Raw genomic sequence first — 25,086 nt, forward strand, 5'->3', positions numbered from 1 at the left:
TGCGCAAGGGTGCAGTTTTGCGAAGCGCGTGTCCAATATATTATTCAGGCTCGATTAGGTCGTAAAATATATTAATCATGTTGCCTACGACTCCTGACCTGCGCCAATTGCGCTATTTCGTGACCGTCGCTGAAGAAAAGCACTTCGGGCGGGCGGCCGTGCGTCTTTCCATGACGCAGCCGCCATTGTCGCAGGCGATTCGGGCGCTGGAGGACACGCTCGGCGTCGAGTTGTTCGCGCGCACCAAGCGCTCGGTGGAGCTGACTCCGGTGGGCGCTGACCTGTTGCCCGAAGTGCAGCGCCTGCTGGCGAGCGCCGAGGGGCTGCGGCCGCTGGCGCAGAGCCTCGCGCGAGGCGAGGCCGGGGCGCTCTCGCTGGCCTTCGTCTCGACGGCCGATTACGGCCTGCTGCCGCTGCTGCTGCGCGATTTCGGCGCGCGCCATCCGCGGGTGCGCCTCGAACTGACCGAAGCCACCAGCGACGTGCAGATCGACGAACTGGTGGCCGGGCGCATCGACGCAGGCCTCGTGATCGCGCCGCTACCGTCGCGCCATGCCACCCAGCTCTCGTGGCTGCCGATCGCCCGCGAGCCGCTGGTGATCGCGATGTCGACGGACATGGCGAAGCGAGTGGGCAGCGCCGCAGGTTCCAAGGCTGACTCGCCCGCGGAGTGGCTGGATACGCCCATCAGCCTGCGCGACGTCGCCGACGAGCCGCTCGTGATCTTCCCAAGACGTCTGGCGCCAGGCTTTTATGACATCATTATGGATTGCTACGGCGTGGCGGGCCTCGCGCCCCGGGTCGGCCAGGAGGCGATCCAGATGCAGACGATCGTGAGCCTCGTGTCGGCCGGGATGGGCGTCGCACTGGTGCCGCAATCGTTGCGTAATCTGCGCCGCACGGGTGTCGTGTACCGGCCGCTCTCCGAATCGGTGCCGGCGATCGAGACGGGGCTGGTTTGGCGCACGGCGGAGGTGAGTCCGGTGCTGGCCGGCTTCATCGAGATCGTGCGGGCGCACGCGGCCACCATGGAGGCGCAGTTCTCGGCGCCTCGTGTTTAGGCGAGCTTAGGTGAGCCGCTGCCGCGAACGCATTGCAAGCGGAACCGTCCAACGCATGCGCCGCATGACGCGCACACCGCCGGCTGCTACTTGAAACCCGACTAGAAATCCGCTTCTGAACCTGAACTGCCCATAACAACACGATGCTCATTCACCCGAATTTCGACCCCGTTGCCATTCATCTGGGGCCGCTTGCTGTGCGCTGGTATGGACTGATGTACCTCGTTGCGTTCATCGCGGCGATCGTCGTCGGCCGCTTGCGGCTGCGTTTGCCGTACGTCGCCGCGCAAGGCTGGACCGCTAAAGATATCGACGACATGCTGTTTTACGGCGTGCTCGGTACGATCCTCGGCGGCCGGCTCGGCTACGTGCTGTTCTACAAGGCGAGCTTTTACTTCGCGCATCCGCTCGACATCTTCAAGGTGTGGGAAGGCGGTATGTCGTTTCACGGCGGCTTCCTCGGCGTCACGCTGGCAATGGTGCTGTTCGCCTATCAGCGCAAGCGCTCGTGGCTGCAGGTCACCGATTTCGTCGCGCCGATGGTGCCGACCGGGCTCGCGGCTGGGCGCCTCGGCAACTTTATCAACGGTGAGTTGTGGGGCCGTGTGACCGATCCGTCGGCACCCTGGGCCATGCTGTTTCCCGGCGCCGCGCCGGACGACGCCACGTGGCTCACCACTCATCCGCAACTGGCCGCGCAATGGCATCTGAACGAAGTGTTCGCGCAATATCACATGCTGCCGCGTCATCCGTCGGAGTTGTATGAGATCGCGCTCGAAGGCGTGGCGCTGTTCTTCGTGCTGTTCTTCTTCTCGCGCAAACCGAAGCCATTGGGCGCGATTTCCGCAATGTTCCTGATCGGCTACGGTCTCGCGCGTTTCACGGTGGAATTCGCGCGTGAGCCGGACGATTTCCTTGGGCTCCTGGCAATGGGTCTCTCGATGGGCCAATGGCTCTCGCTGCCAATGATCCTCGTGGGCATCGGGATACTGGTGTGGTCCTATCGCCGTGCGCGGCGTGAACCGGCGCAGCCAGTCGGCGCAAACTGAGCGCTACGTTTTATCGTAGTGAGAAGCCAACAAAAAAAGCCACGGCATGCCGTGGCTTTTTCTTTTACAGCAGGACATCTGGTGTAAAACGCGTTACTTCATCTGCACCGAGCCCGACACATTGACCGTGACAGTCGAAGTTCCGCCTTCAATCGGCACCGGCGCGGATGCCTTCGCATCGGCACCCATTGCGCGTGCGCTCATCATCATCATTGGGCGCGGCATGACACCGTTGTGCCCGACGTTGACCTCGCGAATCGAATAGCCGTTGTAGCCGAATGCCTGCGCTGACGAAGCGGCTTGCTCACGGAACGACTTGATGGCTTCGCCGGTGAGCTTCTGCTCCGCGGCACGCTGCGCTTCTGGCGACAACGAGAACTGCACGTTGCCGACCTGCATGATCGATGCCATCTGGCCCGCGAGCTTCGACGCCGCGGCGAAGTCGTGCGATTCAAGCACAACTTCAGTACGGCCGCGCCATGCGGAAATGCGGCCGTCACGATCGGTGGACGGGTAGATCGAGAAGGAGCCAGTGCGAGCCGTTACGCCGTTCACGCCCTTGGCTTTTTGCAGCGCCGCATCGGCGCGCTGATTCAGCGTGGAGGTGAGCACGGACGGATCACTCGCTTCCTGCTCATAGAACAGCGTGATATCGACGACGTCTTGCGGCACTTCCGAGCTTGCTTGCGCATTCAGCGACAGCACGCCCGCGGGCTGATATTGCGTCACGCCCTGCGCGCGGGCCATGGCCGGCGTCAACGCGAGCGCAGCAGGCGCGGCGCATACGAGAGCGAGAGCGAGTGCACGTGCGGTGTTTTTCGTCATTCTTGGACTCCTTGCTTGAACAGGTTGTGCACGATTGGAGCGAACGTCATGCGGTGGCACAACGTTTGCGAGTCCGTTAGGCGCTTGTAACCTGAGCTTGGTTCCCTAATTTGACGTTTGCTGAACGTTTGTGTTCATCGGCGCACGGACATGCGCGTGACGCAAGCGGCAACGGGTCACATGCGCGTATGCAAGGTCAAACAAGACGTTTGGTGATGAAGCGCCATTCAGCTTCGGTCACCGGTGTGATCGACAGGCGGTTGCCTTTGACGAGCACACGCATGTCCTTCAATTCTTCATGCTCGCGCAGCGCGGCAAGCGGAATCAAGGGGATCTTCTTCTTGAACACAACATCGACGAGTAGCCAGCGCGGCGTTTCCTGCGACGACTTCGGGTCGTAGTAGGGGCTCTTCTTGTCGAATTGAGTGGGGTCCGGATACGCGGTGGACGATACCTCCGCGAGCCCCGCAATGCCCGGCTCCGGGCAACTCGAGTGATAGAACAGCACACCGTCGCCGACCTGCATCATGTCGCGCATGAAGTTGCGCGCCTGATAGTTGCGCACGCCGGTCCACGGCAACGTGTGGTGCGGTGCCTCTGCGAGATGGTCGATGCTTGCTTCGTCCGGTTCGGACTTCATTAGCCAGTAGCGCATGAATCGAGTTGAACGTTAAAGGTTTGATACAGCAAGAAAAATCGAGGCCCAAAAAAAAACGGCACCGAACCGAAGTCCGATGCCGTTTGAATAAGGTCCCCGCCTTAGCCGCTAGGCCGGCATCCTGAACCGGGAGTTCAGAATTGGTCGCAGTTAGCAGCACTTCGGGTACATCAGACAGAGTGACGCGCACACCCGTGCTACAAATTTCCACAACCGTGCACATGGCATTGGTTCAAGGAATATATGACCTTGGCGAACCAGGCAGGGAAGTCAAACCGATTGAATTCAAGACGTTTGCATGAATCTTTGCTCATGCACCTCGTTTGAATCCGCAGCCGATCTCAGGACCGGCTACAAGATACTTTTACATGCTGTACTGCTGAATCACAGTACCCAGTTGCTCGTTCATTTGGTGCATTGTACGCCGGATTTCTTCAGCGGGAAATGCTTCTCCGTGCCGCACGCTGCTTTGCAGCTTAAGCAGTTCTGATGCCAGCGACAGCGCGGCCATGACGGCAATGCGATCCGTGCCGCGCACGTTGCTGCTATTGCGGATCTTCGACATCTCGGCGTCGACGCGAGCAACCGCTTCAAGCAACGCGCCTTCAGTTTCCGGCGAGCAGGCGAGACGATAGGGCACGCCGAGAATCGATACTTCGATCTGCTTGGTGGTCATGCATTTTCTCCATGGCGGGTGACGTCGCTCTCCGCTTCTTCCTCATGCGGCGCGGCCTCGAGCAGATCGAGCTGATTATCAGGCTCGCTGTGCGCGCGGGCCCGCGGCAGTTTTTCGAGGATCGCATTGAGGCGCACCTGTGCGTCGTCGATCTTTGCCGACAGCGCGTCGCGTTCCGCCTGCAGCGCATCGCGCTCCTCGCGCATCAGCGCGAGTTCCGTGCGCGTGGCCTCGGCTTCGGCACGCGTTTGGGCGAGCTGATCTTCGAGCGCGAGCCGCGCTTCATTGTGGCGTTGGCTGATCGTGATCAGCTTGCCGATATTCTGTGAAAGTGTTTCGAGTTCGGTGAGCATCTGCTGCGTCCTCTAAAGACATCGCATTTTAGCGCGGAATGTCGCAGGTTCCGACAATTGTCTCGTTTCGAGACGTAACAACATCGCTTTGTGCCGCCTTTTATCGACCATATGATGAAAAACAACTCATGCATCGGACAATAACCTGCACTTAACAGAACAGTTTGCGCACGGATTAACCATTCTTGACGGACCCGAGGGCCGCTCCTAAACTGGCCGCACTTTGGTGCCCGCGCGCGCTTTTCCACAGCGTGCGCAGTTAAACGGGAAGCAGGGCGCGCGCTTCGCCTGAACGCGCCAACCTGCGCTGCCCCCGCAACGGTAAGCGACCGCATTCGTCATGCAGGTCGATCCTGATCGCGTGTTTGATGCTTAACACGCGAGTGTGCCACTGCGCGTCACGCGTGGGAAGGCGGGATCGATGTGTCGCCAGCCCGGATACCGGCCAGAGGGAGAGGCTCGTTCCCGCGCAAACGTAAAACAACGCGGGCGCCTCGTTACGCATCGGCCCGCGGGGAAGCGGGCCGCGCACGCTATCCACAGGAATGTCATCCCATGCTGTCCCCTATCGCTCGCGCGGCGTTGCTCGCCTTTGCGAGCCTGCCGCTCGTCGTGCATGCTCAAGCTACTGCTTCTTCTGCGTCACCGTCCTCGTCGTCATCTTCTTCTGCCGATACGGGGGCGAGCGGTTCGTCAGCCGCGGTGTTGTCGCCCGTTGTCGTGACCGCGGAGCGCGGGCCGCAACCGCTCGCCGATGCGATCCCGCAGACCACGCTGTTCGACCAGCAGGACATCGCCGATACGACCGCGACCGATTTGCCCGGCCTGCTGCAACTCGCGCCCGGCGCGCAAATCTCGCGCACCGGTGGTCCGGGTTCCACGACGAGCCTGTTTCTGCGCGGCGCGTCGTCGACGCAATCGCTTCTGCTGATCGACGGCGTGCGGGTCGATTCCGTGAGCCTGGGCGCGCCGCAACTCGCGCAGATTCCGCTCGACCAGATCGATCACGTCGAAGTGGTGAATGGCAACGTGTCCGCGCTTTACGGCTCCGGCGCAATTGGCGGCGTGGTGCAGGTGTTCACCAAAGACGGCGGCGACCATCCGCCGCGTTTCAATTTTTCGGTGGGCTATGGCAGCTATCACACGCAGACGCAGCAGGCCGGCGTGAACGGCTCGCTGGATAAAGACGGCAACACCACCTTCAGCATTTCGCTCGCGCGTTCGAAAGACGACGGCTTCTCCTCGCTCAATCCGTCGCAGGCGCCCAACGCGAATCCGAACGCGAACGGCTATCTGAACGAAAGCATCTCGGCTTCGCTGCGTCACAAGTTCAGCGACAAGTGGGACGCGGGCGCCACCTATTTCCAGTCGAACGGCAATAACAGCTATGACAACGCGTACGGTGTGCCGACCGATCTGAACAACCTCTACAGCAAAGTGCGCCAGATGTCGGTGTTCGCGAACGGCAAACTGACCGACTGGTGGACCACGCACTTCATCGTTTCCGAAGGCGACGACCGCAGCGTGTCGAATACCAACGGCGTCTACAACGGCCGCTTCGATACTGACAATCGCCAGTACACGTGGCAGAACGATTTTGCGCTCGCCGCGCAGCAGAAACTGCAGGTCGGCTATGAGCATCTGGATCAGAGCCTCGACTCGGATACATTCACTGCGCCCGACCGGCATGTGGATTCGGGCTTTGTCGGCTACACGGGGCGCTTTGGGCGCAATCAGATTCAGGCCAACGTGCGGCGCGATCAGTATTCCGATTTCGGCGGGGCGAACAGTTACTATCTCGCCTACGGTTTCGACATCACCGAGCATTGGAAGGCGACTGCAAGCTATTCGGATTCGTTCCGCGCGCCGAGCTTCGACGATCTGTACTATCCGCTCAGCGGCAATCCGTCGATCCAGCCCGAGCGCAGCCATTCGATCGAAGCAGCGTTGCAGTACGCATCGAACGCGCTTGGCGTGATGCGTCTGAGCGCGTTCCAGACGCGTTATTCGAATCTGATCGACTACGAGCAGGTTACGCCCGGCATCTTTTTGGCCGAGAACGTCGGCCGTGCGAAGGTGCAGGGGCTTGAGGGATCGTGGAGCGGCCATGTGGGCAAGACGGATGTGCGTGCGTCGGTGACGCTGCAGAATCCTGTCGACCTCGATAGTGATACCGATCTCGTGCGGCGTGCAAGGCGCTTCGCGTCGCTGGCGGTGAATCGCAGCATTGCCGGGTGGCGTGTCGGCGGCGAGTGGATTGTCAGCGGCGCCCGCGAAGATAGCAGCGGCACGCTGGGTGGGTATGGCGTGGTGAATCTGTCGGCGCGCTACAACATCACGAAGGCATGGTACGTCGCCGCGCAGATCCAGAACCTGTTGAACAAGGACTATGAAACGGCCTACTCGTATAACTCGCCGCGGCGCGGTGCGTATGTCACGGTCGGTTGGCAGCAGCAATGACGAACGTACTTGCATGAGAACGTGCCGATGAACCGTAGCTCGAGCCCGATGCCCACGACCACGTTGCGCGTGATGAGCGCAAAGCGCGCGGCCGCGATCTGGCTCGTGCTCGCGGCAATCGCGCTGGTTGTGCTGATGGCGTCGCTCGCACTGGGCAGTGTGTCGCTCGCGCCGGCGCGCGTGTTGGCGGCGTTGCTGCCGTCGCACGCGTCGCATGTGGCGTCCGGCGATCTTGCCGGCGAGATCGTGCGCACGCTGCGTTTGCCGCGCGCGCTGGCCGGCTTCGCGTGCGGCGCGTTGCTTGCGCTGGCCGGTGCGCTGCTGCAAGTGCTGTTGCGCAACCCGTTGGCTGAACCCTATGTATTAGGCGTGTCGGGCGGCGCGGCAACGTTCGCGCTGGTCGCGATGATCGCCGGTTGTGCGTGGTGGATCGTCGACGCCAGCGCATTCGCCGGCGCATTCGTGTCGATCCTGCTGGTGCTCGGACTCGCACGCCGTGAATTGTGGCGGGGCGAGCCGCAGGATACGTCGCCGCGTTTGCTGCTGACTGGTGCGGTGATCGCGGCCGGCTGGGGCGCTGTCATTACCCTGTTGCTTAACCTTGCGCCGGACAATCGGCTGCGCGGCATGTTGTTCTGGCTGACCGGCGATCTGAACGGCGGCGCGGTGCCATGGACGGCGCTCGCCGCGCTCGTCGTCGTGCTGATGGCGATCGTACCCGCTGCGCCGCGTCTGAACGTGCTGCTGCGGGGCGACGCCGCCGCGCAGGCGCTCGGCGTTGCGGTGATGCCGCTGCGCCTGCGCGTGTATCTGGTGGCGTCGCTGGCGGCAGCCGCGGCGGTGACCACAGCCGGCACGATCGGTTTTGTCGGGCTCGTCGTGCCGCATATGCTGCGGCTCGCCTTCGGTAACGATCAGCGCATGCTGCTGCCCGCAGCGGCGCTCGGTGGCGGTGTCGCGGTGATGGGCGCGGACCTGATTGCGCGCACGGTGATCGCACCCGCGCAATTGCCGGTCGGCGTGATCACGTCGATCGTCGGCGTGCCCGTGTTCCTGTGGATGCTGTTGCGCAGGCGCCGATGATGAACGCACACAACGCTCCGCATTCGGCGCTTAGCGTGCAACGCCTGACCTTGCGTGCGGGCATGCGCACCTTGCTCGACGCATTCACGCATACGTTCTATGCGGGCGAGATCTGGTGCATCGCGGGCCCCAACGGCGCGGGCAAGACGACCTTGCTATCCACGCTTGCCGGTCTGGCGCCGCCATCGGCGGGTCATGTCGAACTCGACGGCGTGCGTCTCGCCGACTGGCAGCCATTGCCGCTCGCGCAGCGTCGCGCGCTGATGCCGCAAAGCGCTGCGGACGCCTTCAGCGCGACCGTGCTCGACATCGTGATGCTGAACCGCTTTCCGCATTTGACCGGCTGGGGTTGGGAGGGCGAGGCCGATCGCGCGGCCGCGCATGCCGCACTGGACGTCTTGGGCCTCGCCGCATTCGCTGCGCGCGACGTGCTGTCGCTTTCCGGTGGCGAACGTCAACGCGTTGCTCTCGCGGCGGTGTTGTGCCAGGAGGCGCCGTTGTTGCTGCTCGACGAACCGCTCTCGCATCTGGATCTGCACCATCAGATCGACTGTCTCGAAGCGCTGACCGCCTGGACACGCGAACCTCGGCGTACAGTGATGTTTTCGTGCCACGACTTGAACCTGGCGCGGCGCTTCGCAACGCATGCGTTGCTGCTCGACGGCAACGGCGGTGCGTATGCCGGGCCGGTGCACGACGTGCTAACGCCGACGCTGACGAGCCGTGCGCTCGGCTATCCGTTGATTCTGATTCGCGACGGCGAGCATGAGGCGCTGATTCCCGCGCCGCGCTCGCGTCACGAATCGCCTGCGGCGCATGACACGTCAGCAGGCTAAGCGCTTGATAAAAACACTCCCTTTTCTAGAAACGTCTATGACTTCTTTACCAGGATTGCCGGGATTGGCGGGATTGACCGAAGTCGAACCGCTCGATCAAACGCTACGTGCCGAACTGCAACACATCATCGATACCAAGACCAAGCCGCCCGGCAGTCTTGGGCGGCTGGAAACGCTCGCGCGCCAGATGGGGCTGATCCAGCGTACGACGCACCCCACAGTCGCACGTCCTGCGATGATTGTGTTCGCCGGTGACCACGGTATTGCGCAGGAAGGTGTGAGTCCGTATCCGCAAGCGGTGACCGCGCAAATGGTCGCTAACTTTCTCACGGGCGGCGCGGCGATCAATGCGTTGAGCCGCGTCTCCGGCGTCGAACTCGAAGTGGTCAACTCAGGCATTGCCACGCCGCTGCCGTCGACGGAGGGGCTCATCGACATTCCGGTCGCAGCCGGCACGCGCAACTTCGCGCATGAACCCGCCATGACGCATGAACAGGCGCTGACCGCGATGCAGGCGGGCGCGGCTCGCGTGCGGCATCACGCGGCGCTCGGCACCAATGTGATTGGCTTCGGCGAAATGGGCATTGCGAATACGTCGTCGGCCGCGTGTCTGATGAGCCGCTTGTGCGGCGTGCCGATCGACGAATGCGTAGGCCGCGGGACCGGTCTCGACAACGCGGGGCTTGCAAAAAAGCGCAACGTACTCGCCTCTGCAGTCGCGCATCACGCGGCGTCCAGCGATCCGCTCAACGTGCTCGCCACCTTCGGCGGCTTTGAAATCGCCATGATGGTGGGGGCTTATCTCGCTGCCGCGCAAGCGCGTATGACGATCCTCGTCGATGGTTTCATCGCGACCTCGGCGTTGCTGGTGGCCGATGCGTTCGCACCGAACGTCCGCGAGTATTGTGTGTTCGCGCATGCGTCGAACGAGGCGGGGCATCGGCGCATGCTCGATCATTTCGGTGCGCTGCCGTTGCTTTCGCTCGATATGCGTCTCGGCGAAGGCACCGGCGCGGTACTCGCGGTGCCGTTGCTGCGCGCAGCAGCGGCGTTCATTAACGAAATGGCCAGCTTCGAATCGGCCGGTGTCGCCAATCGCGATGCGTGAGCCGTTATACGAAGCGCAGTCATACAGAAGCGTGCGTCCGGCTCACTCATGAATCCGCTCGCTGAACTCCGCTATTTCTTCACGGCACTCGGCTATTTCACGCGCGTGCCTGTGCCGCGCTGGGTCGGCTATGAGCCGCACTATCTGAATGCGGCGGCGCGTTATTTCCCGCTCGTCGGTCTATTGGTCGGTGGATTGAGCGCGCTGGTCTATCTCGCGGCGTTGCATGTCTTTCCCGCGGGCGTGGCGGTGCTTCTGTCGATGGCGGTGTCGCTTCTCGTCACCGGCGCCTTTCACGAGGACGGACTCGCCGATTGTGTCGATGCGTTCGGTGGCGCCTATACGCGCGAGGACGTGTTGCGCATCATGCATGATTCGCGCATCGGCGCTTTCGGCGCCATCGCGCTCGTGATTGCGCTAGCACTGAAGTGGCAAACGCTCACCGCGTTGCCGCCGATGCGCGCCGCAAGTCTGATGATTGCAGCGCATGCCGCGAGCCGTGTGTTCGCCATCAGCTATCTGGCCACACTCGACTACGTGCGAGCCGAAGGCAAAGCCAAACCGGTTGCGCAACGCTTGAGCGGCCCCGCGTTGCTCTGCGCCGCGGTGTTCGGTCTGCCGTTGTTGCTCTGGCCGAACTTGCTGGATTCGCCGAATTGGCGCTTCGCCTGCGTGACGCTTGTCATACTGGTGGCGTTGCGCTTTGCATTGGGCCGCTATTTCGTCAGACGCATTGGTGGCTACACCGGCGACTGCCTCGGCTTCGCGCAACAGATCTTTGAACTGAGCATCTACCTCGTGGGGCTCGCATGGATATCGTCCTGATCCGTCATCCTGCCGTCGCGCTCGATTCAGGGGTGTGCTACGGCCACAGCGACGTAGCGCTCGCCGAAGACGTCGAGATATCGGCAAGTGCTCTTGCGCTGAAACTGGCGACCTTGCAGATACCGCCGCCGCGTGTGCTGATGTCGAGTCCGTTGACGCGTTGCGCGACACTAGCTGCGGTCATGGCGAACGATTTCGGTTGCGCGCTCAGTCACGACGATCGTCTGAAGGAAATGAATTTCGGCGATTGGGAGGAGCAGCGTTGGGACGCAATCGATCGCGAACTGCTCGACGCCTGGGCGGCCAACTTCGAGCACGCGCGTGCGCATGGCGGCGAGAGCGTCGCGCAATTCGTCGCGCGGGTGCGAGCGTGGTTCGACGCGTTTGCGCTGACGCGCGAGTTGTCGCCCGCGTACGTGGTCACGCATGCCGGCGTCATACGGGTGATCGCTTCGCTGGTGCTGGAGGTGCCGGTGGAAAGCTGTCTGCGCTGGTCGTTGGAGATGGCAGGGGTTGTCTGGCTGCGCAGGGATGATGAGACGCAGCAGTGGTCGTTGGTGAGGTGGAATGTGTGAGGGAAGAAGCTTGGTTCCCGCAGTCCGCCGAATCGCGTCAGTCCAGCCTTATTCGTGACACTTTTTCAGGGAATTTGTCGCGAAAACAGAAATAGTGACACTTTTAGACGAAAAAAGTGTCGCGATTCGCGCGATTTGTGCCACAATGCCATGAAAAGTGTCGCGATTAGGGGTTATCGCGACACATTGGCAAGAGGTGGCGCGTGTGAACAGCAGTGGCATCAAGCAGGAACTGGATCTGATCGAGCAGCTCATCGCGGCAAGCGCCGAGGGGCGAGGCGTTCGTGCGCTTGCCGCGGCACTTGCCGGGCGCCGCCATCCCATGCAACGCCGTACGCTGCAACGTCGTCTTGACGTGTTGCTCGAAACGGGCCGGATCGTCTCGGAAGGTGCCGGCCGGGCAGTGTCCTACAAGCAGGCTGCGGCTCCTGCCGTGGCTGTTTCCCCCACCCAGCCTATCGCTGGCGCAAGCACTTCCGGCGAGGCCTACGTGCCCGTATCGAGTGCGGGCCTCGAGGTGCGCGCGGAAGTGAACCGGCCGCTGCACGAGCGCCGGCCGGTCGGCTATAACCGTGCGTTTCTCGAAAGCTATCGTCCGAATCAGGATGCGTATCTATCGCAAGCGCAGCGTGAACGGCTGCATGAATGGGGCCGCACGTCGGCGGATGTGCGGCCGGCCGGCACATACGCACGCGACATCATGAGCCGGCTTCTGATCGATTTGTCGTGGGCGTCGTCGCGGCTCGAGGGCAATACCTACACGCGGCTCGACACCGTGCGGCTGATCGAGCAAGGGCATATTGCGGAAGGCAAGGACGCTCAGGAAACGCAGATGATCCTGAACCACAAGGCCGCGATCGAAATGATCGTCGAGAGCGCGGACGAAGTGGGCTTCAATCGATTCACCGTACTGAATCTGCACGCGATTCTCTCCGACAACCTGATGTCCGACCCGTTCGCCAGCGGCCGTTTGCGCGCGCGCGAAGTGGAGATCAGCGGCACCGTATTTTTTCCGCTCGCCGTACCGCAGCAAATCGCGGAATGCTTCGAGGCGGTGTTGAACAAGGCCGCCCAGATCGACGATCCTTTCGAGCAGGCTTTCTTCAGCATGGTGCATCTGCCCTATCTGCAGCCGTTCGAAGACGTCAACAAACGGGTCTCGCGTCTGACCGCGAATATCCCGCTGATCCGGCAGAATCTGTGTCCGCTGTCGTTCATCGACGTTCCCGCAAAGGCCTACGTCGACGGCACGCTCGGGGTGTACGAGGCCAATCGCGTCGAGTTGTTGCGCGATGTCTTCATCTGGGCGTACGAGCGCTCGTGTCAGCGTTATCTGGCGATTCGACAATCTATCGGCGAGCCGGACGCGTTTCGCCTCAAGTATCGCAATGCGTTGATACAGGTCGTGCAGGAGGTGATTCGCGGCGGCCTTGCTGGTACGCGCGGTGAGATTGAAACGCTCGCACAGAATCAGGTGGATGCGGCGGAGGTATCTTCGTTCGTCGATGCGATTCAGTCCGATCTCGATCAACTCTACCTGGGTAATGTTGCGCGCTATCGGCTGCGGCTTTCCGAATTCGAACGCTGGCCGTTCAAGCGGGCGGACGCCGTCTCGCGCTAACGCGGCGCTGCCTGCTTCACAGCTTTCGCAGCGGTATCACTGCGTGCCGTTCTTCCTGCGCGAGCGCGCTAGCTCCAGGTCTTCGCACATTTGCTTTGCCCCCTGCGCTATACGAGGCGCCGGCCGGTTGATCAGATCGCCGTCGATGGCGAACAGATTGTTGTTCGCCACTGCTTTAAGGCTCGGCCACGCGCGCCATGTATCGAGTTGCGGCAAGGCGGTGTCCGGTTTGGTTGCGCCGGGTGCCGCGGTGACGATCGCTTCCGGATTCGCGGCTAGCACTGCTTCGGTCGAGACGGTCGGCACCAGCGGTTCGAGTTTCGCAAACACATTGCGGCCGCCGCATAGCGCGATCACGTCGCTGACCATATGTTCGCCGTTGAGCGTCATCAACGGCTGATCCCACACCTGATAGAACACGCCGACAGGCGGGCGGCCCGCATAGTGCGTACGCAGTCGTGCGATGTCCTGACGGTATGCCGCCGCTGCGGTATCGGCGGTCGGCGAGGTGCCGAGCAATTGCCCGAGCTTCGATAGCGACACGGCAACATCGTCGAGATGATGCGGCTCACTGAAAAACAACGGCACATGCATCTCACGAAGGCGATCGAGCTGGCGCTGCGCATTGCCATGCCGCCATACGACGATCAGATCGGGCTTCAACGCGACGATTCGTTCGAGGTCGAGCGCCTTGTTGTCGCCGACACGCGGCAGTTGCTTCGCTTCGGGTGGATAGTCGCTGTAGGACACGGCGCCGACCAGTTTCGCGCCACCGCCCGCGGCGTACAGCAGTTCGGTGACGTGCGGCGCGAGACTGATGACGCGTTGTGCGGGAGCGGACAGCGTGACGGTCGCGCCGGTGTCGTCGGTGACGGTGATCGCGGCGTGCGCGTGCAGCGTGCTCGCTCCAAGTGCTGCGGCGATGACGAAGCGCGAGAGTCGAATCATCGAACAGCCTCGCGCAGACTCTCTTCAAAGCGTGTCCATTCCGTGTCGCTGGCAGGCAGCCCGAAACGCACGCTGCCCGTTGCTGTGAAGATGCGTGTCCACACGCCGCGTTGCGCTAACGCTTCATGCAGGGCGGTGGCGCGTGCGTCGTCGGTCCATGCGAAGAGCGGTGTGCTGTGCGTGGCGAAACCGTGTGCTTGCAAGAGACTTACCAGACGGGCGCTCTCAGTATCGAGCTGCGTTCGCATCTGCTGCTGCCATGCCACATCTTCAAACGCGGCTTTGACGGCGTGACGAGCCGGGCCGCTGACAGTCCATGCCCCGAGCGTAAGCCGCAAAGCGTCGAGCAAAGACGGCGCACCGAGTACGAAACCTGAGCGCACACCCGCGAGCCCGAAGAATTTCCCCGGTGAACGCAACACGATCAACCCGTCGCGATGGGTGCTTGCCGCGAGCGACGCTGAAGGCATCGTATCGGCGAAGGCCTCGTCGATCAGCAGCGTGCCGCCGCGTGCGGTGAGTTGCGCGTGCCAGTGCAGCAGCTTGCCGGCGCTGAGATGCTCGGCAGTCGGATTGTTAGGATTCACGACCACCACATGGGTGAGCGCATCGGGCAACGTGTCCCAGGACACATCCAGTGGCACGACCTCATGCCCCGCACGCTCGAATGCGGGGGCGTATTCGCTATATGTGAGCGGCGCGATGCCAACCCGGGCACGTGGCAAAAGCACCGGCAGTGCGCGAATCGCTGCCTGGCTGCCCGCGACGGGTAGTACATGGGCTGCATCGGGCGCGCCATAGTAACGCGCTGCGCAGGCTGCAAAACCGTCACCGTCGTCGGGCAGGCGGCGCCAGGCATCGGCGGGAACCGGTGGCACTGGATAGCCGTGCGGATTGATACCCGTCGACAGGTCGAGCCATTGCGCGTACGGAATGCCGTAACGCTCAGCCGCTTCGTGCAGATTGCCGCCGTGAATCACGGCATTGAAGGTGATGCCGGAATTGGTCGTGCGCTCAATCATTCGATCAACCATGAAAGGGCACACTCAGCAACGCCAGCACGATCAGCACAGCTAGCCAGAGAATGACCGTCCGTTCGACCAGCATCAATGCGGCCGTAACGTGACTGGCCTTCGCAGCGTGTCCGAAACCAAGCGTCGGCCTGTGTTCAAGCGCTCCGTGATACACCGCGGGTCCGCCGATCAACACATTCAGACTGCCCGCGCCCGACGCCATGACCGGCCCGGCATTCGGACTGTCCCAACGCGGCGCCTGTTCGCGCCAGCAACGCAGCGCGGTGCGCGTGTCACCGAGCAAGGCATAGCTCGCTGCGGTAAGGCGCGCGGGAATCCAGTTGAGCACATCGTCGATGCGCGCCGCGGCCCAGCCGAAGCGCAAATAGCGCGGCGTGCGGTAGCCCCACATGGCATCGAGCGTATTGGCCAGACGGAACCCCAGTGCGCCCGGACCGCCCGCGATCGCGAACCAGAACAGTGCGCCGAAGATCGCATCGTTGCCGTTTTCGAGCGCCGATTCGACGGCGGCGCGTGACAGCGCCGCTTCGTCGGCATGAGCGGTTTCGCGCGACACGATGCGCGAGGTCAAGAGGCGCGCTTGCGCCAGATCGCGCCGCGCCAGCGCCTCGGCGATCGGCGCAATGTGATCGTGCAGACTGCGTGCGCCGAGCGCGAACCACAGCAACACGACATGCACCGCGCAGGCCGCAAAAAAAGGCAGCACGGAGACGAGCCACCAGGCGATCAGCACCGGCGGCATCACCGTCAGCGACCAGGCGAGCAGCCCCTTGAGACGCAAGCGCCGGCCGGTGTTGTAGTGCGTTTCGAGGCGCATCGCCCATTTGCCGAAGCCGACCAGCGGATGCGCCGTGCGCGGCTCACCGAGCCAACGGTCGACGGCGACCCCTGCCGTTGCCAGCGTAACGATCAAAGGCAGCGACAGCATCACGCGCCTCCTGCTGTCTTCAAGGTGAGCGGCAGGCCCGCGACCATCATCGTGACGTGGGTGCTCAATGCGGCGATGCGCTGATTGAGCCGCCCGAGTTCGTCGACATAGAGGCGTGTTTCGGCGCCGAGCGGCACCACGCCCAAACCGATTTCATTGCTGACCACGATGATCTTGCCTCTGGCGTTGATGAGCGCTGCTTCGAAAGCGGCAAAGTGCGTGTGATAGTGATCGACCGGCAAGCCGTCGCCGTCCGGTGGGCATAGCAGGTTGGCGAGCCACAGCGTCAGGCAGTCGATCAGAATGCAGTGACCCGGCGCGTCGATTTGCGTGACGGCGCCGGCGAGATCCACGTCTGCTTCGTGCAAAGCCCAATGCGCCGGACGCCGCTCGCGATGATGCGCGATCCGCGCGCTGAATTCGGCGTCGTCGGCTACGCGCGCGGTGGCGATGTACGTGACGGGTAGGGCGCTGTCGTTCGCCAGTTTTTCGGCGTGCACGCTCTTGCCCGAACGGGCGCCGCCGAGAACGAAGGTGAGGTCGCGGGAAATCATCGCGTGATTGTACCGGCGTGCAGCGCGTGCCGGCACGATGGGATAATGCCGCGTTCATCGCCCGCATTCGTTGTCCGCATTTGCCTATTCACCGTCCAAGCCGATATTCCGTGACCGCCATTTCGAACCCGCATGACGCCGTACCTGTGCCGCGTGGCACGCTGATGATTCAGGGCACTACGTCCGACGCAGGCAAAAGCACGCTCGTCGCGGGTCTGTGCCGGCTGGCGCGCCGCGCCGGCGTGCGGGTCGCACCGTTCAAGCCGCAGAACATGGCGCTCAATAGCGCGGTGACTATCGACGGCGGCGAGATCGGCCGTGCGCAGGCCTTGCAGGCGGTGGCCGCGGGCATTGCCGCTCACACCGATCTGAACCCGGTGTTGCTCAAGCCGACGAGCGACCGTGGCGCGCAAGTGATCATCCACGGCAAGGCGCGCATGAATCTCGATGCACGCGCGTATCACGACTACAAGCCGGTCGCCTTCAAGGCTGTGCTGGAATCGTATGCGCGTCTGCAAGCGGCGTACGACACGATTTTTGTCGAAGGCGCGGGCAGTCCCGCCGAGATCAATCTGCGCGACCGCGATATCGCCAACATGGGTTTCGCTGAAGCGGTCGATTGTCCGGTCGTGCTGGTGGCCGACATCGACCGGGGCGGCGTGTTCGCGCATCTGACCGGTACGCTCGCGTGTCTGTCGGACAGCGAGCAGGCGCGTGTGCGGGGCTTCATCATCAATCGCTTCCGCGGTGATGTCAGTTTGCTCAAGCCCGGACTCGACTGGCTCGAAGCGAAGACCGGCAAACCGGTGCTCGGCGTGGTGCCGTATCTGCACGGTCTGACGCTCGACGCTGAAGACATGCTGCCGCCCGAGTTGCGTGCGGCGCACAGCGGCCAAAGCGACGATCCGAACCGGATGTTGCGGGTAGTCGTGCCGGTGCTGCCGCACATCAGCAATCACACGGATTTCGACGCGCTGCGCGCGCATCCGCAGGTCGATTTTCATTACGTGCGAAGCGGCACGCCGCCTCCGCCGGCCGATCTGATCATCCTGCCGGGTTCGAAAAATGTGCCGGGCGATTTGGCTTTTCTGCGTGAGCAAGGCTGGGACACGGTGCTGCAACGGCATCTGCGCTACGGCGGCCGTGTAATCGGAATTTGCGGCGGCATGCAGATGCTCGGACGTGAAGTGGCCGACCCGCACGGCGTGGAAGGCGCGCCAGGAACGAGCGCGGGCCTCGGCTGGCTCGACTACTCGACTGTGCTGACGCGCGAAAAAACGCTCAAGAACGTGACGGGGCATCTCGCGCTGCCCGGGGCGCCCGAGGTAGCCGGCTACGAGATTCATATGGGCGAGACGCAGGGCCCGGCGCTCAACTCGCCCGCGCTGCAACTGGGCGAAACGCCAAATGCGCATCCGGACGGCGCGATCTCGGCCGATGGCCAAATTCTCGCGACCTACGTGCACGGGCTGTTCGACACGCCGGCCGCGTGCGCCGCACTGCTGGCGTGGGCGGGACTGAGCGACGCCGAGAAAATCGACTACCCGGCGTTGCGTGAGGCCTCGCTGGATCGCCTGGCCGACACGCTTGCCGAGCACCTCGATCTTCCGAAGCTTTTCGCTGCGATTGGTTAAGCGAGCTTGACCGGATGGTGGTGATTAAATCCCATTGGGAAATAATCAAAGCCTAAGAGGCGGTTTTTCACCTCATTTGGTTCGAATACAGTCGTGACGTCGACGCCCGATGCGGGGCGTCTCCCTCTCGTAAAGGACTCGTCATGAACTCGAACCGCTCCGCCGATCTGGCCGCCTTGATCCTTCGTCTTGCCTTGGGCGTTCTCTATCTCGCGCACAGCTTGCAGAAGATCTTTGTTTTCACGCTGCCGGGAACGGCGCAGTTTTTCGTTTCGCTCGGCTTGCCAGGCTGGCTCGGCTATGTGACGGCGTTCGTCGAATTGATCGGCGGTATTGCGCTGCTGCTTGGCGTGCAGGTCCGCTGGGTCGCGCTGGTGCTGCTCCCGTTCATGCTCGGCGCAACGTCGCAGCATCTGCAGAACGGCTGGGGGTTCGCGTCGCCGCACGGCGGCTGGGAATATCCGGCTTTCTGGGCGGTGACTCTGGTTGTGCAGTCGCTGCTCGGCGCCGGTGCGTTGGCGCTGAGCGGTGCGAAGGCGCCGCGCGCAGTGGCCGCCTGATACGCCTCACCTAGGCACGAAACCGCGCCGGCGCTTCAGCGCGCCGGCAACAAAAAAGCACGCGCCGTGTGGCCGCGTGCTTTTTTTATTGCGTTGAGCGAGGCGTACTTCAGGCGTTCCGGGCATTCCGGACCCTGCGCCGCATCCCCCCGCGCCAATCAATCAATACAACACGATCTGCGTGCAGCGAAACAGCGCCATCGTTTTGCCGTTCGGATCGGTGACGGTGGCGTCCCACACCTGCGTGCTGCGGCCCAGGTGGACGGCCTTGGCGACCGCGCGGATCGTGCCTTCCGTCGCCGTGCCGAGAAAATTGCTTTTCAGTTCGATGGTCGTGAAATTGCGCGCCGTCTCGGGCAGGTGGGCGAGGCATGCATAGCCGCAGGCGGTATCGGCGAGGCCGATCACCGTGGCGGCATGCAAAAAGCCGTTCGGCGCCAGCAACTCCTCGCGCACGGTCAATTCAGCGGTCAGCGTGCCTTCCTCCAGCGCCAGAACCTGCACGCCTAGCAAGCCGGGCAGCTTGCCCTTCTGACGTTCGTGCAGGCGCTCGATGGAGTATTCCGGGCGAAGTTTGCTCATGAGATTCGGGTCCTCGATGGAAAAAACAGCGATGTAAGGCGGTCAATAGCCGTTTGGGGGCTTCGGCCCCAGTGAATTTGTCGATATTATCAACGGCTGGATCGGCGGGTGAACCTGAAACGGGCACGGATCAGGGCACATCTGGGCAAGTCAGAGCAAACTGCGCGGTAAACCGGCTGGCGGCGCCCAGCCTTCTTTCCGGGAGAATTCATGACGGTAATCGTGGTGGCGAATCCGAAGGGCGGCGTGGGCAAAAGCACGCTGTCCACCAATCTGGCCGGCTATTTCGCGTCGCAAGGGGAATGGATCGCGCTGGCGGACATGGACAAACAGCAGTCGTCGCACGCGTGGCTGTCGCTGCGGCCGCCTGCGCTGCCGGCCATCGAGACCTGGGAGGTCGACCTTGAAAACCCCGCCAAACCGCCCCGAGGTCTTGAACACGCGGTCATCGACACGCCCGCCGGCTTGCATGGCAACCGCCTGAATATCGCGCTGGATCTGGCCGACAAGGTGATCGTGCCGCTGCAGCCGTCGATGTTCGATATTCTCGCCACCCAGGAATTTCTCGAGCGGCTGGCTAAGGAGAAGGCGGTCAGGAAAGGCGCGATCGAGATCGGCGTGGTGGGCATGCGCGTCGACGCGCGCACGCGCTCAGCGGAGCAACTGCATCGCTTTGTCGAGGGCTTGAAGCTGCCGGTGCTGGGTTACCTGCGCGACACGCAGAATTACGTGCAACTGGCGGCGCACGGCCTGACTTTGTGGGACGTCGCGAAAAGCCGTGTGGAGAAGGATCTGGAGCAATGGCAGCCGATCATCCAGTGGACCAACGGCGCCGTTAAGAAGGCTTGAAATGAATGGCAGGCGGCGTGGCCGCCCGCTACCCGGAACCGTGCCGTGCGGTGAAAGGCCGGTTCAGATCCGGCTCAGGTCCAGTTCTGGGTCGGCACGTGATCGCGGCTGCCCTTGATCTTGTTGTTGTCGTCGACGAACACCAGATCCGGTTTCCAGCCTGCCTTCAATTCCGCTTCGTCGACTACGGCGAACGCCGCGATGATCACCAGATCGCCCAGTTGAGCACGCCGCGCGGCCGAACCGTTTAGCGAAATCATGCCGCTGCCGCGTTCACCCTTGATCGCGTACGTCGAGAAACGCTCGCCGTTGTTGATATTCCAGATGTCGATCCGCTCGTTTTCAATGATGTTCGCGGCTTCCAGCAAGTCTTCGTCGATCGCGCACGAACCTTCGTAGTGCAGTTCGCAATGCGTGACCGCGACGCGATGAATTTTCGACTTCAGCATGTTGCGTTGCATGACCAATCCCTTGTGCTTCTAATGCGTGTTTGCGCAGCCTAAGACGGCTTCAGATTTCGAGGTTGTCGATGAGACGGGTGGTGCCGAGCTTGGCGGCAGCCAGCACGACCAACTCCGCATTCATGTCTTGCGCGCCCGGCGCCAGCAGATTCGAGCGCTTGCGCACCGCGATGTAATCAGGCTGCCAGCCGCGCGCGGCCAGTGCCGCCATCGCCGCCTGTTCGAGTTTTGCGAAGTCGCGATCGCCGGCAAGCACCGCATCGCGCACGCGATTGAGCTCGGCAGCCAGCATCGGCGCCTCGGCGCGTTCGGCCGTTTCCAGAAAGCGGTTGCGCGAGCTGAGCGCGAGGCCGTCGCTATCGCGCACGGTTTCCGCGGCGATGATGTCGGTTGGCAGCGCGAACTGGTGGCACATGCTGCGCACGATCATCAACTGCTGGTAATCCTTCTTGCCGAACACCGCGACGCGCGGCTGCACGCACGACATCAGCTTCATCACCACCGTGCACACACCCTGGAAGAAGCCCGGCCGGAATTCGCCCTCGAGGATGTCGCCCAGATCGTGTGGCGGATGCACGCGGTACTCCTGCGGTTCCGGGTACAGATCCCGTTCCGTCGGCGCGAACAGCACATAGACGCCTTCTTTCTGCAGCTTCTCGATGTCGGCTTCGAGCGTGCGCGGGTATTTGTCGAAATCTTCGTTCGGGCCGAACTGCAGGCGGTTGACGAAGATGCTCGCCACCACCGGATCGCCGTGCTGGCGCGCGAGGCGCATCAGCGACAGATGGCCCTCGTGCAGATTGCCCATGGTCGGCACAAAGGCGGTGCGATTCTGGCCGCGCAACTGGTCGCGCAATTCATGGATCGAGCTGATGACTTTCATGATCGGACAGGGATTTCCTCGCGCGGCGCGAGACTCGGTTGGCGCAAAAACTCAGGTTTTCGCGTGGCCCGCGGCCTCGCTGGTAATGACAGGTTCGGAGCGCGGGATTGTAGTGGATTTGTTCCCGGGGTGCACCGAAAGGAGGCGTCTGCGGCAGCGCTGGCGCATGCAGGCCCCGTTGTGCGGCATCAGGCCGGCAGATAGGCGAGGCGCACATAGATCGGTGCGAACGGCTCGGCCTGCGTGATTTCGATGAGCGACTCGCGGCACAACTCGAGCATCGCGATGAAGTTCACCACGACCACCGGCACGCCTTTGCTCGTGTCGAACAGGTCCGAGAACTCCATGAAGCGCGCGTTCTGCAGTCGCCGCAGGATCGTGCTCATATGCTCGCGCACCGACAACTCCTCGCGCGAAATCTTGTGATGCTGAACCAGTTTGGCGCGCTTGATCACGTCGGCCCACGCGGCGCGCAGGTCTTCGCTGTCCACATCCGGGAACCGCGGCGTGATGCTTTGCTCGATATACACCTCGGCGCGCAGGAAATCGCGGCCAAGCTGCGGCAGATGGTCGATGCGCTGCGCGGCGAGCTTCATCTGCTCGTATTCGAGCAGGCGGCGCACCAGTTCGGCACGCGGATCTTCGGCTTCGTCGCCGCTATCGGCCTTCTTCACCGGCAACAGCATGCGCGACTTGATCTCGATCAGCATCGCGGCCATCAGCAGATACTCGGACGCGAGTTCGAGATTGGTCTGGCGCAGCTGGTCGACGTAGCCGAGATATTGGACTGTGACATCCGCCATGGGGATGTCGAGCACGTTGAAGTTCTGCTTGCGGATCAGGTACAGCAACAGATCCAGCGGGCCTTCGAACGTTTCGAGGAACACTTCGAGCGCGTCCGGCGGAATGTACAGATCCGTGGGCAGCTTGAAGAGCGGCTCGCCGTACAGGCGTGCGAAAGCGATACCGTCTACAGTGTCCGGCGTCGAATCGGTGGCGGGCGCGGCAAGCGCGGCGTCAGGCGCCTGTGCGGCGCCCTTTGCCTCGTCGGCGTGACTCACGCGCTTAGAAGTTTTGATAGTACGAGTAAGGCGTTTGCTCCACGCGCGAGGCTTTCTGCTCGGCGCGTTCTTCGAGGTCGATCGGCTGTTTGTCCCACAGCAGCGACCGGCCACGGCGCTGCTCAGCTTCCAGATTCGGTTTTTGTTGCTTGAGCTGGTTCAGGAACTGCGTGATGTCCGATTGATACATGGCTAGACGTCCGTGGTTTGGGGAATGGCGGCTGCTTCGCGGGAACAAACGGGAACAAGCGCGAACCCGCGCGGCATCGCTCCTATTCCATAATTTTACCGCATGCGCCGCGCGTGGTCGAAAAACGATGACCGGCGCGAGCGGCCCGTCTGCAAAAACGCCTGGAACCCGCGCTGCCGCGATGCGTCAAAGGCGGGCGCGCGGTCGGCGAGGCGGTGTGCGAAGCGGAACCGTGCGTCCATGTGGAAATCACTACGCATGCGGCATGGGGCGCGGCACACCGGGCCAAAACGCCTACCGGGTCTCATACGGCAAACGCCCTTTTAAGAGATGGCGCGGTCTCGCCGATGTGGTCAAATAGCGAGCTTCGGCCGCCGCGGCGAGCCCGAGCGACAGAATTCATCAACCACGGCCGGAGGTCCTGTTTGGCGGGGTGTGCGATCGAAGAGCCGCATAGGCGGCGCGGCAAAACCGGTGACGAGCGAGGGCCGCTGACGCCCATTCGGCGCTGGCTGCACGCGTGGCTCGCGTTCGGCATCGTCATGCTCATGCTTGCCTCGGTCGACGCGCACGCGGCGCGGCGGCCGCCCGCCAGCTACAAGGTCGATATCGAAGCCACGCCGCGCTCGTTGTGCAAGCTGCTTGAAGCGCATCTGGACGTGGCGCGCTTTGCCAAGCGTCCCGACATCAGCGACGACCAGTTTGAATTTCTGATTACGGCCACCCCGCAGCAGGTGCGCGATCTGGCCGCCACGCAGGGTTATTTCTCGCCGGTCGTGCGCACCGACGTGCGAACCGTCGACGACCAGAAGCGTGTGACGGTGAGCGTCGATCCCGGCCCGCAAACCCTCATCACCTCGATTTCGCTATCGTTTCGCGGCCCGGTGCTGACCGAAGACCCGGCGCAGGAAAATGCCGCACGCTTCGCGTTTTCACTGCACGAGGGCGACCCGTTTTCGCAAGGCGACTGGGACGACGCGAAAAACGCTTCGCTCAAGGCGTTGCAGTCGCGCCGTTACCTGGGCGCGAAGATCTACCACTCCGAAGCGCGGATCGACCCACGTACGCACGAAGCGAAATTGTCGGTGACGTACGAGAGCGGCCCGACCTTCACGATGGGCAAGCTCGACGTATCCGGCACGCGGCGTTATCCGGAACAGATCGTCGATAACGTGAATCCGATTTCGGAGGGCGATATCTACGACGTGCAACGCATCGCCGAATTGCAGCGGCAGTTGCAGAACACGCCGTACTACGCGAGCGTGGCGATCGACGTGGACAGTGATCCCGCCAAACCGGTCGAGACGCCGATGCACGTGAAGGTGTCGGAGTATCCGTACAACAGTATCCGCGGTGGTGTCGGTTATTCGACCGACAACGGCCCGCTGATCCAGGGTTCGTATTCGTATCTCGACACCTTTGGCAAAGCGTGGCCGTTCACGGTCGACGGCCGTATCGACCAGATCCAGCAGTACGGGCAAATCCAGCTCGCGATGCCGCCGGGGCCGCGCGCGTGGACCAATAGCGTGCTGGCTTCCTACACCACGACCGACGTGTCCGACACACGCATCTACAGTATCCGCGGCGGCGTGCAGCGGGCCCGGACGTCGCAGTTCATCGACTACAACTACGCGATCCTCTATTACCAGGACCGGCTCGACCAGAATGCGGCCGCACCGACCACCAGTCGCGCTCTGGTGCCGTCATGGTCGTGGACCCGTCGCAATACCGACGATCCGCTGTTTCCGCGTTCGGGCAACCTGATTCACGTTGAAGCAGGCTTCGCGGTCAAAGGCGCGCTGACCGACCAGACGTTTGCGCGCGCCTACGCCCGTGGCCAGCAGTACCTGCCGATCGGCAGGGAAGACCTTGTGCTGATCCGTGCCGAACTCGGCGGCGTGTTCACAAGCGGCAGTTCGAGCGGGATTCCGGCTTCGCTGCTGTTCCGCGCGGGCGGCTCGAATTCGATACGTGGCTACAGCTACCAAAGCATTGGTAATAACGTCGACGGTTCGGTGCTGCCCACCAAGTATCTCGTGACCGCGTCGGCGGAGTACCAGCATTGGTTCAATCACGACTGGGGCGCCGCCGCGTTCTTCGACGTCGGCACCGCCACCGATACCTGGGGCGAGAAAGTCTTTTATCCCGGCGTCGGCGTTGGGGCGCGGTGGCGCAGCCCGGTCGGCCCGGTCAACGTCGATGTCGCCTACGGGATCCGCAACCGGAGCGTGCGGCCGTACCTGACCCTCGGCATCGCCTTCTGATGGAAAGC

At 62.7% G+C, this 25,086-nt stretch carries 26 protein-coding genes, 1 other RNA gene and 1 riboswitch; of the genes, 13 read left to right on the forward strand and 14 right to left on the reverse strand.

Annotation, left to right across the window (positions count from 1 at the left end):
* Window positions 1–77: 77 nt before the first annotated feature.
* Window positions 78–1,061: a LysR family transcriptional regulator gene (locus tag KHO30_RS29070; RefSeq protein ID WP_211703046.1), complete on the forward strand. Its 984-nt coding sequence runs from the start codon at window positions 78–80 to the stop codon at window positions 1,059–1,061.
* Window positions 1,062–1,204: 143 nt separating this feature from the next.
* On the forward strand, window positions 1,205–2,110 hold the full coding sequence (gene lgt / locus KHO30_RS29075) for a prolipoprotein diacylglyceryl transferase (protein ID WP_200618765.1): 906 nt from the start codon (window positions 1,205–1,207) through the stop codon (window positions 2,108–2,110).
* Window positions 2,111–2,203: 93 nt separating this feature from the next.
* On the opposite strand, the gene KHO30_RS29080 is transcribed toward lgt, so the two are convergent.
* From KHO30_RS29080 to KHO30_RS29100, 5 genes are all read right to left on the reverse strand, one after another.
* Entirely contained in the window at window positions 2,204–2,935 is a 732-nt protein-coding gene (locus KHO30_RS29080; protein ID WP_093636208.1) for an SIMPL domain-containing protein, read from the reverse strand.
* A 196-nt stretch (window positions 2,936–3,131) separates the two neighbouring features.
* Window positions 3,132–3,590 carry an EVE domain-containing protein gene (locus KHO30_RS29085; protein ID WP_054035123.1) on the reverse strand — a complete coding sequence of 153 codons (459 nt, stop codon included), beginning with the start codon at window positions 3,588–3,590 and terminating at the stop codon, window positions 3,132–3,134.
* Window positions 3,591–3,682: 92 nt separating this feature from the next.
* Window positions 3,683–3,864, reverse strand: a non-coding RNA gene (gene ssrS / locus KHO30_RS29090) — 6S RNA.
* Window positions 3,865–3,957: 93 nt separating this feature from the next.
* Entirely contained in the window at window positions 3,958–4,269 is a 312-nt protein-coding gene (locus KHO30_RS29095; protein WP_054035122.1) for a cell division protein ZapA, read from the reverse strand.
* Complete coding sequence (locus KHO30_RS29100) at window positions 4,266–4,622, reverse strand: hypothetical protein (protein ID WP_054035121.1); 357 nt, start codon at window positions 4,620–4,622, stop codon at window positions 4,266–4,268. Before KHO30_RS29100 ends, KHO30_RS29095 begins: the two co-directional genes overlap by 4 nt.
* Window positions 4,623–4,829: 207 nt before the next feature.
* A riboswitch (cobalamin riboswitch) is annotated at window positions 4,830–5,086 on the forward strand.
* Window positions 5,087–5,177: 91 nt separating this feature from the next.
* On the opposite strand from KHO30_RS29100, the gene KHO30_RS29105 reads away from it, so the two are divergent.
* From KHO30_RS29105 to KHO30_RS29135, 7 genes are all read left to right on the forward strand, one after another.
* Window positions 5,178–7,082 carry a TonB-dependent receptor domain-containing protein gene (locus KHO30_RS29105; RefSeq protein WP_211703047.1) on the forward strand — a complete coding sequence of 635 codons (1,905 nt, stop codon included), beginning with the start codon at window positions 5,178–5,180 and terminating at the stop codon, window positions 7,080–7,082.
* A gap of 27 nt (window positions 7,083–7,109) precedes the next feature.
* Window positions 7,110–8,165, forward strand: a complete 1,056-nt coding sequence (locus KHO30_RS29110; RefSeq protein ID WP_211703048.1) for a FecCD family ABC transporter permease — start codon at window positions 7,110–7,112, stop codon at window positions 8,163–8,165.
* Window positions 8,162–9,001: an ABC transporter ATP-binding protein gene (locus KHO30_RS29115; RefSeq protein ID WP_211703049.1), complete on the forward strand. Its 840-nt coding sequence runs from the start codon at window positions 8,162–8,164 to the stop codon at window positions 8,999–9,001. Before KHO30_RS29110 ends, KHO30_RS29115 begins: the two co-directional genes overlap by 4 nt.
* A 37-nt stretch (window positions 9,002–9,038) precedes the next feature.
* Window positions 9,039–10,109, forward strand: a complete 1,071-nt coding sequence (cobT, locus tag KHO30_RS29120) for a nicotinate-nucleotide--dimethylbenzimidazole phosphoribosyltransferase (RefSeq protein WP_200618759.1) — start codon at window positions 9,039–9,041, stop codon at window positions 10,107–10,109.
* Between the two features lie 48 nt (window positions 10,110–10,157).
* Complete coding sequence (locus tag KHO30_RS29125) at window positions 10,158–10,934, forward strand: adenosylcobinamide-GDP ribazoletransferase (protein WP_093636219.1); 777 nt, start codon at window positions 10,158–10,160, stop codon at window positions 10,932–10,934.
* Window positions 10,919–11,509: an alpha-ribazole phosphatase gene (cobC, locus tag KHO30_RS29130; protein WP_211703050.1), complete on the forward strand. Its 591-nt coding sequence runs from the start codon at window positions 10,919–10,921 to the stop codon at window positions 11,507–11,509. The genes KHO30_RS29125 and cobC overlap by 16 nt, the downstream gene beginning before the upstream one ends.
* A gap of 205 nt (window positions 11,510–11,714) precedes the next feature.
* Complete coding sequence (locus KHO30_RS29135; protein ID WP_244864156.1) at window positions 11,715–13,130, forward strand: Fic family protein; 1,416 nt, start codon at window positions 11,715–11,717, stop codon at window positions 13,128–13,130.
* Window positions 13,131–13,166: 36 nt separating this feature from the next.
* Here the strand turns inward: KHO30_RS29135 and KHO30_RS29140 are convergent, their stop codons facing one another.
* From KHO30_RS29140 to cobU, 4 genes are read right to left on the reverse strand one after another with little or no spacing between them, the layout of a single operon-like run.
* Window positions 13,167–14,078, reverse strand: coding sequence for a cobalamin-binding protein (locus KHO30_RS29140; RefSeq protein ID WP_211703051.1), 912 nt, complete (start codon window positions 14,076–14,078; stop codon window positions 13,167–13,169).
* Entirely contained in the window at window positions 14,075–15,112 is a 1,038-nt protein-coding gene (gene cobD, locus KHO30_RS29145; protein ID WP_244864157.1) for a threonine-phosphate decarboxylase CobD, read from the reverse strand. Before cobD ends, KHO30_RS29140 begins: the two co-directional genes overlap by 4 nt.
* A complete protein-coding gene (gene cbiB, locus KHO30_RS29150) occupies window positions 15,105–16,040 on the reverse strand; it encodes an adenosylcobinamide-phosphate synthase CbiB (RefSeq protein ID WP_093636229.1) in 936 nt (311 codons plus the stop codon). Before cbiB ends, cobD begins: the two co-directional genes overlap by 8 nt.
* Window positions 16,040–16,594 carry a bifunctional adenosylcobinamide kinase/adenosylcobinamide-phosphate guanylyltransferase gene (gene cobU, locus KHO30_RS29155; RefSeq protein ID WP_211703052.1) on the reverse strand — a complete coding sequence of 185 codons (555 nt, stop codon included), beginning with the start codon at window positions 16,592–16,594 and terminating at the stop codon, window positions 16,040–16,042. The genes cbiB and cobU overlap by 1 nt, the downstream gene beginning before the upstream one ends.
* A gap of 164 nt (window positions 16,595–16,758) precedes the next feature.
* Here cobU and KHO30_RS29160 point away from each other — a divergent pair, with 164 nt between their 5' ends.
* Both KHO30_RS29160 and KHO30_RS29165 read left to right on the forward strand, forming a co-directional pair.
* The gene (locus KHO30_RS29160) at window positions 16,759–18,228 is read left to right on the forward strand and encodes a cobyric acid synthase (protein ID WP_211703064.1); all 1,470 of its coding nucleotides are present in this window, start codon (window positions 16,759–16,761) and stop codon (window positions 18,226–18,228) included.
* Window positions 18,229–18,371: 143 nt separating this feature from the next.
* A complete protein-coding gene (locus KHO30_RS29165; protein ID WP_054035112.1) occupies window positions 18,372–18,788 on the forward strand; it encodes a DoxX family protein in 417 nt (138 codons plus the stop codon).
* A 162-nt stretch (window positions 18,789–18,950) separates the two neighbouring features.
* On the opposite strand, the gene KHO30_RS29170 is transcribed toward KHO30_RS29165, so the two are convergent.
* Window positions 18,951–19,370, reverse strand: a complete 420-nt coding sequence (locus KHO30_RS29170) for a PaaI family thioesterase (RefSeq protein ID WP_093636233.1) — start codon at window positions 19,368–19,370, stop codon at window positions 18,951–18,953.
* A 210-nt stretch (window positions 19,371–19,580) separates the two neighbouring features.
* Here KHO30_RS29170 and KHO30_RS29175 point away from each other — a divergent pair, with 210 nt between their 5' ends.
* Window positions 19,581–20,219, forward strand: a complete 639-nt coding sequence (locus KHO30_RS29175) for a ParA family protein (RefSeq protein ID WP_200618753.1) — start codon at window positions 19,581–19,583, stop codon at window positions 20,217–20,219.
* A 74-nt stretch (window positions 20,220–20,293) separates the two neighbouring features.
* On the opposite strand, the gene panD is transcribed toward KHO30_RS29175, so the two are convergent.
* The 4 genes from panD to KHO30_RS29195 form a co-directional block, all read right to left on the reverse strand.
* Window positions 20,294–20,680 (reverse strand): aspartate 1-decarboxylase, encoded by a 387-nt coding sequence (panD, locus tag KHO30_RS29180; RefSeq protein ID WP_046566452.1) that lies wholly within the window; start codon window positions 20,678–20,680, stop codon window positions 20,294–20,296.
* Window positions 20,681–20,729: 49 nt separating this feature from the next.
* Window positions 20,730–21,563, reverse strand: a complete 834-nt coding sequence (panC, locus tag KHO30_RS29185) for a pantoate--beta-alanine ligase (protein ID WP_093636237.1) — start codon at window positions 21,561–21,563, stop codon at window positions 20,730–20,732.
* 188 nt (window positions 21,564–21,751) lie between these two features.
* Entirely contained in the window at window positions 21,752–22,624 is an 873-nt protein-coding gene (locus KHO30_RS29190) for a segregation and condensation protein A (protein ID WP_093636239.1), read from the reverse strand.
* 4 nt (window positions 22,625–22,628) lie between these two features.
* Entirely contained in the window at window positions 22,629–22,814 is a 186-nt protein-coding gene (locus KHO30_RS29195) for a DUF3460 family protein (protein ID WP_054035105.1), read from the reverse strand.
* A 425-nt stretch (window positions 22,815–23,239) separates the two neighbouring features.
* Here KHO30_RS29195 and KHO30_RS29200 point away from each other — a divergent pair, with 425 nt between their 5' ends.
* Entirely contained in the window at window positions 23,240–25,078 is a 1,839-nt protein-coding gene (locus KHO30_RS29200; protein WP_211703053.1) for an autotransporter assembly complex protein TamA, read from the forward strand.
* Window positions 25,079–25,086 lie beyond the last annotated feature (8 nt).

The organism is Paraburkholderia aspalathi (assembly GCF_905220735.1).
GTDB classification, from domain to species: domain Bacteria; phylum Pseudomonadota; class Gammaproteobacteria; order Burkholderiales; family Burkholderiaceae; genus Paraburkholderia; species Paraburkholderia aspalathi.

Coding starts and splice junctions, on each gene's coding strand:
- KHO30_RS29070 (WP_211703046.1), top strand. CDS start 78: ATGTTGCCTACGACTCCTGACCTGCGCCAATTGCGCTATTTCGTGACC.
- lgt (WP_200618765.1), top strand. CDS start 1,205: ATGCTCATTCACCCGAATTTCGACCCCGTTGCCATTCATCTGGGGCCG.
- KHO30_RS29080 (WP_093636208.1), bottom strand. CDS start 2,935: ATGACGAAAAACACCGCACGTGCACTCGCTCTCGCTCTCGTATGCGCC.
- KHO30_RS29085 (WP_054035123.1), bottom strand. CDS start 3,590: ATGCGCTACTGGCTAATGAAGTCCGAACCGGACGAAGCAAGCATCGAC.
- KHO30_RS29095 (WP_054035122.1), bottom strand. CDS start 4,269: ATGACCACCAAGCAGATCGAAGTATCGATTCTCGGCGTGCCCTATCGT.
- KHO30_RS29100 (WP_054035121.1), bottom strand. CDS start 4,622: ATGCTCACCGAACTCGAAACACTTTCACAGAATATCGGCAAGCTGATC.
- KHO30_RS29105 (WP_211703047.1), top strand. CDS start 5,178: ATGCTGTCCCCTATCGCTCGCGCGGCGTTGCTCGCCTTTGCGAGCCTG.
- KHO30_RS29110 (WP_211703048.1), top strand. CDS start 7,110: ATGAACCGTAGCTCGAGCCCGATGCCCACGACCACGTTGCGCGTGATG.
- KHO30_RS29115 (WP_211703049.1), top strand. CDS start 8,162: ATGATGAACGCACACAACGCTCCGCATTCGGCGCTTAGCGTGCAACGC.
- cobT (WP_200618759.1), top strand. CDS start 9,039: ATGACTTCTTTACCAGGATTGCCGGGATTGGCGGGATTGACCGAAGTC.
- KHO30_RS29125 (WP_093636219.1), top strand. CDS start 10,158: ATGAATCCGCTCGCTGAACTCCGCTATTTCTTCACGGCACTCGGCTAT.
- cobC (WP_211703050.1), top strand. CDS start 10,919: ATGGATATCGTCCTGATCCGTCATCCTGCCGTCGCGCTCGATTCAGGG.
- KHO30_RS29140 (WP_211703051.1), bottom strand. CDS start 14,078: ATGATTCGACTCTCGCGCTTCGTCATCGCCGCAGCACTTGGAGCGAGC.
- cobD (WP_244864157.1), bottom strand. CDS start 15,112: ATGGTTGATCGAATGATTGAGCGCACGACCAATTCCGGCATCACCTTC.
- cbiB (WP_093636229.1), bottom strand. CDS start 16,040: ATGCTGTCGCTGCCTTTGATCGTTACGCTGGCAACGGCAGGGGTCGCC.
- cobU (WP_211703052.1), bottom strand. CDS start 16,594: ATGATTTCCCGCGACCTCACCTTCGTTCTCGGCGGCGCCCGTTCGGGC.
- KHO30_RS29160 (WP_211703064.1), top strand. CDS start 16,759: ATGATTCAGGGCACTACGTCCGACGCAGGCAAAAGCACGCTCGTCGCG.
- KHO30_RS29165 (WP_054035112.1), top strand. CDS start 18,372: ATGAACTCGAACCGCTCCGCCGATCTGGCCGCCTTGATCCTTCGTCTT.
- KHO30_RS29170 (WP_093636233.1), bottom strand. CDS start 19,370: ATGAGCAAACTTCGCCCGGAATACTCCATCGAGCGCCTGCACGAACGT.
- KHO30_RS29175 (WP_200618753.1), top strand. CDS start 19,581: ATGACGGTAATCGTGGTGGCGAATCCGAAGGGCGGCGTGGGCAAAAGC.
- panD (WP_046566452.1), bottom strand. CDS start 20,680: ATGCAACGCAACATGCTGAAGTCGAAAATTCATCGCGTCGCGGTCACG.
- panC (WP_093636237.1), bottom strand. CDS start 21,563: ATGAAAGTCATCAGCTCGATCCATGAATTGCGCGACCAGTTGCGCGGC.
- KHO30_RS29195 (WP_054035105.1), bottom strand. CDS start 22,814: ATGTATCAATCGGACATCACGCAGTTCCTGAACCAGCTCAAGCAACAA.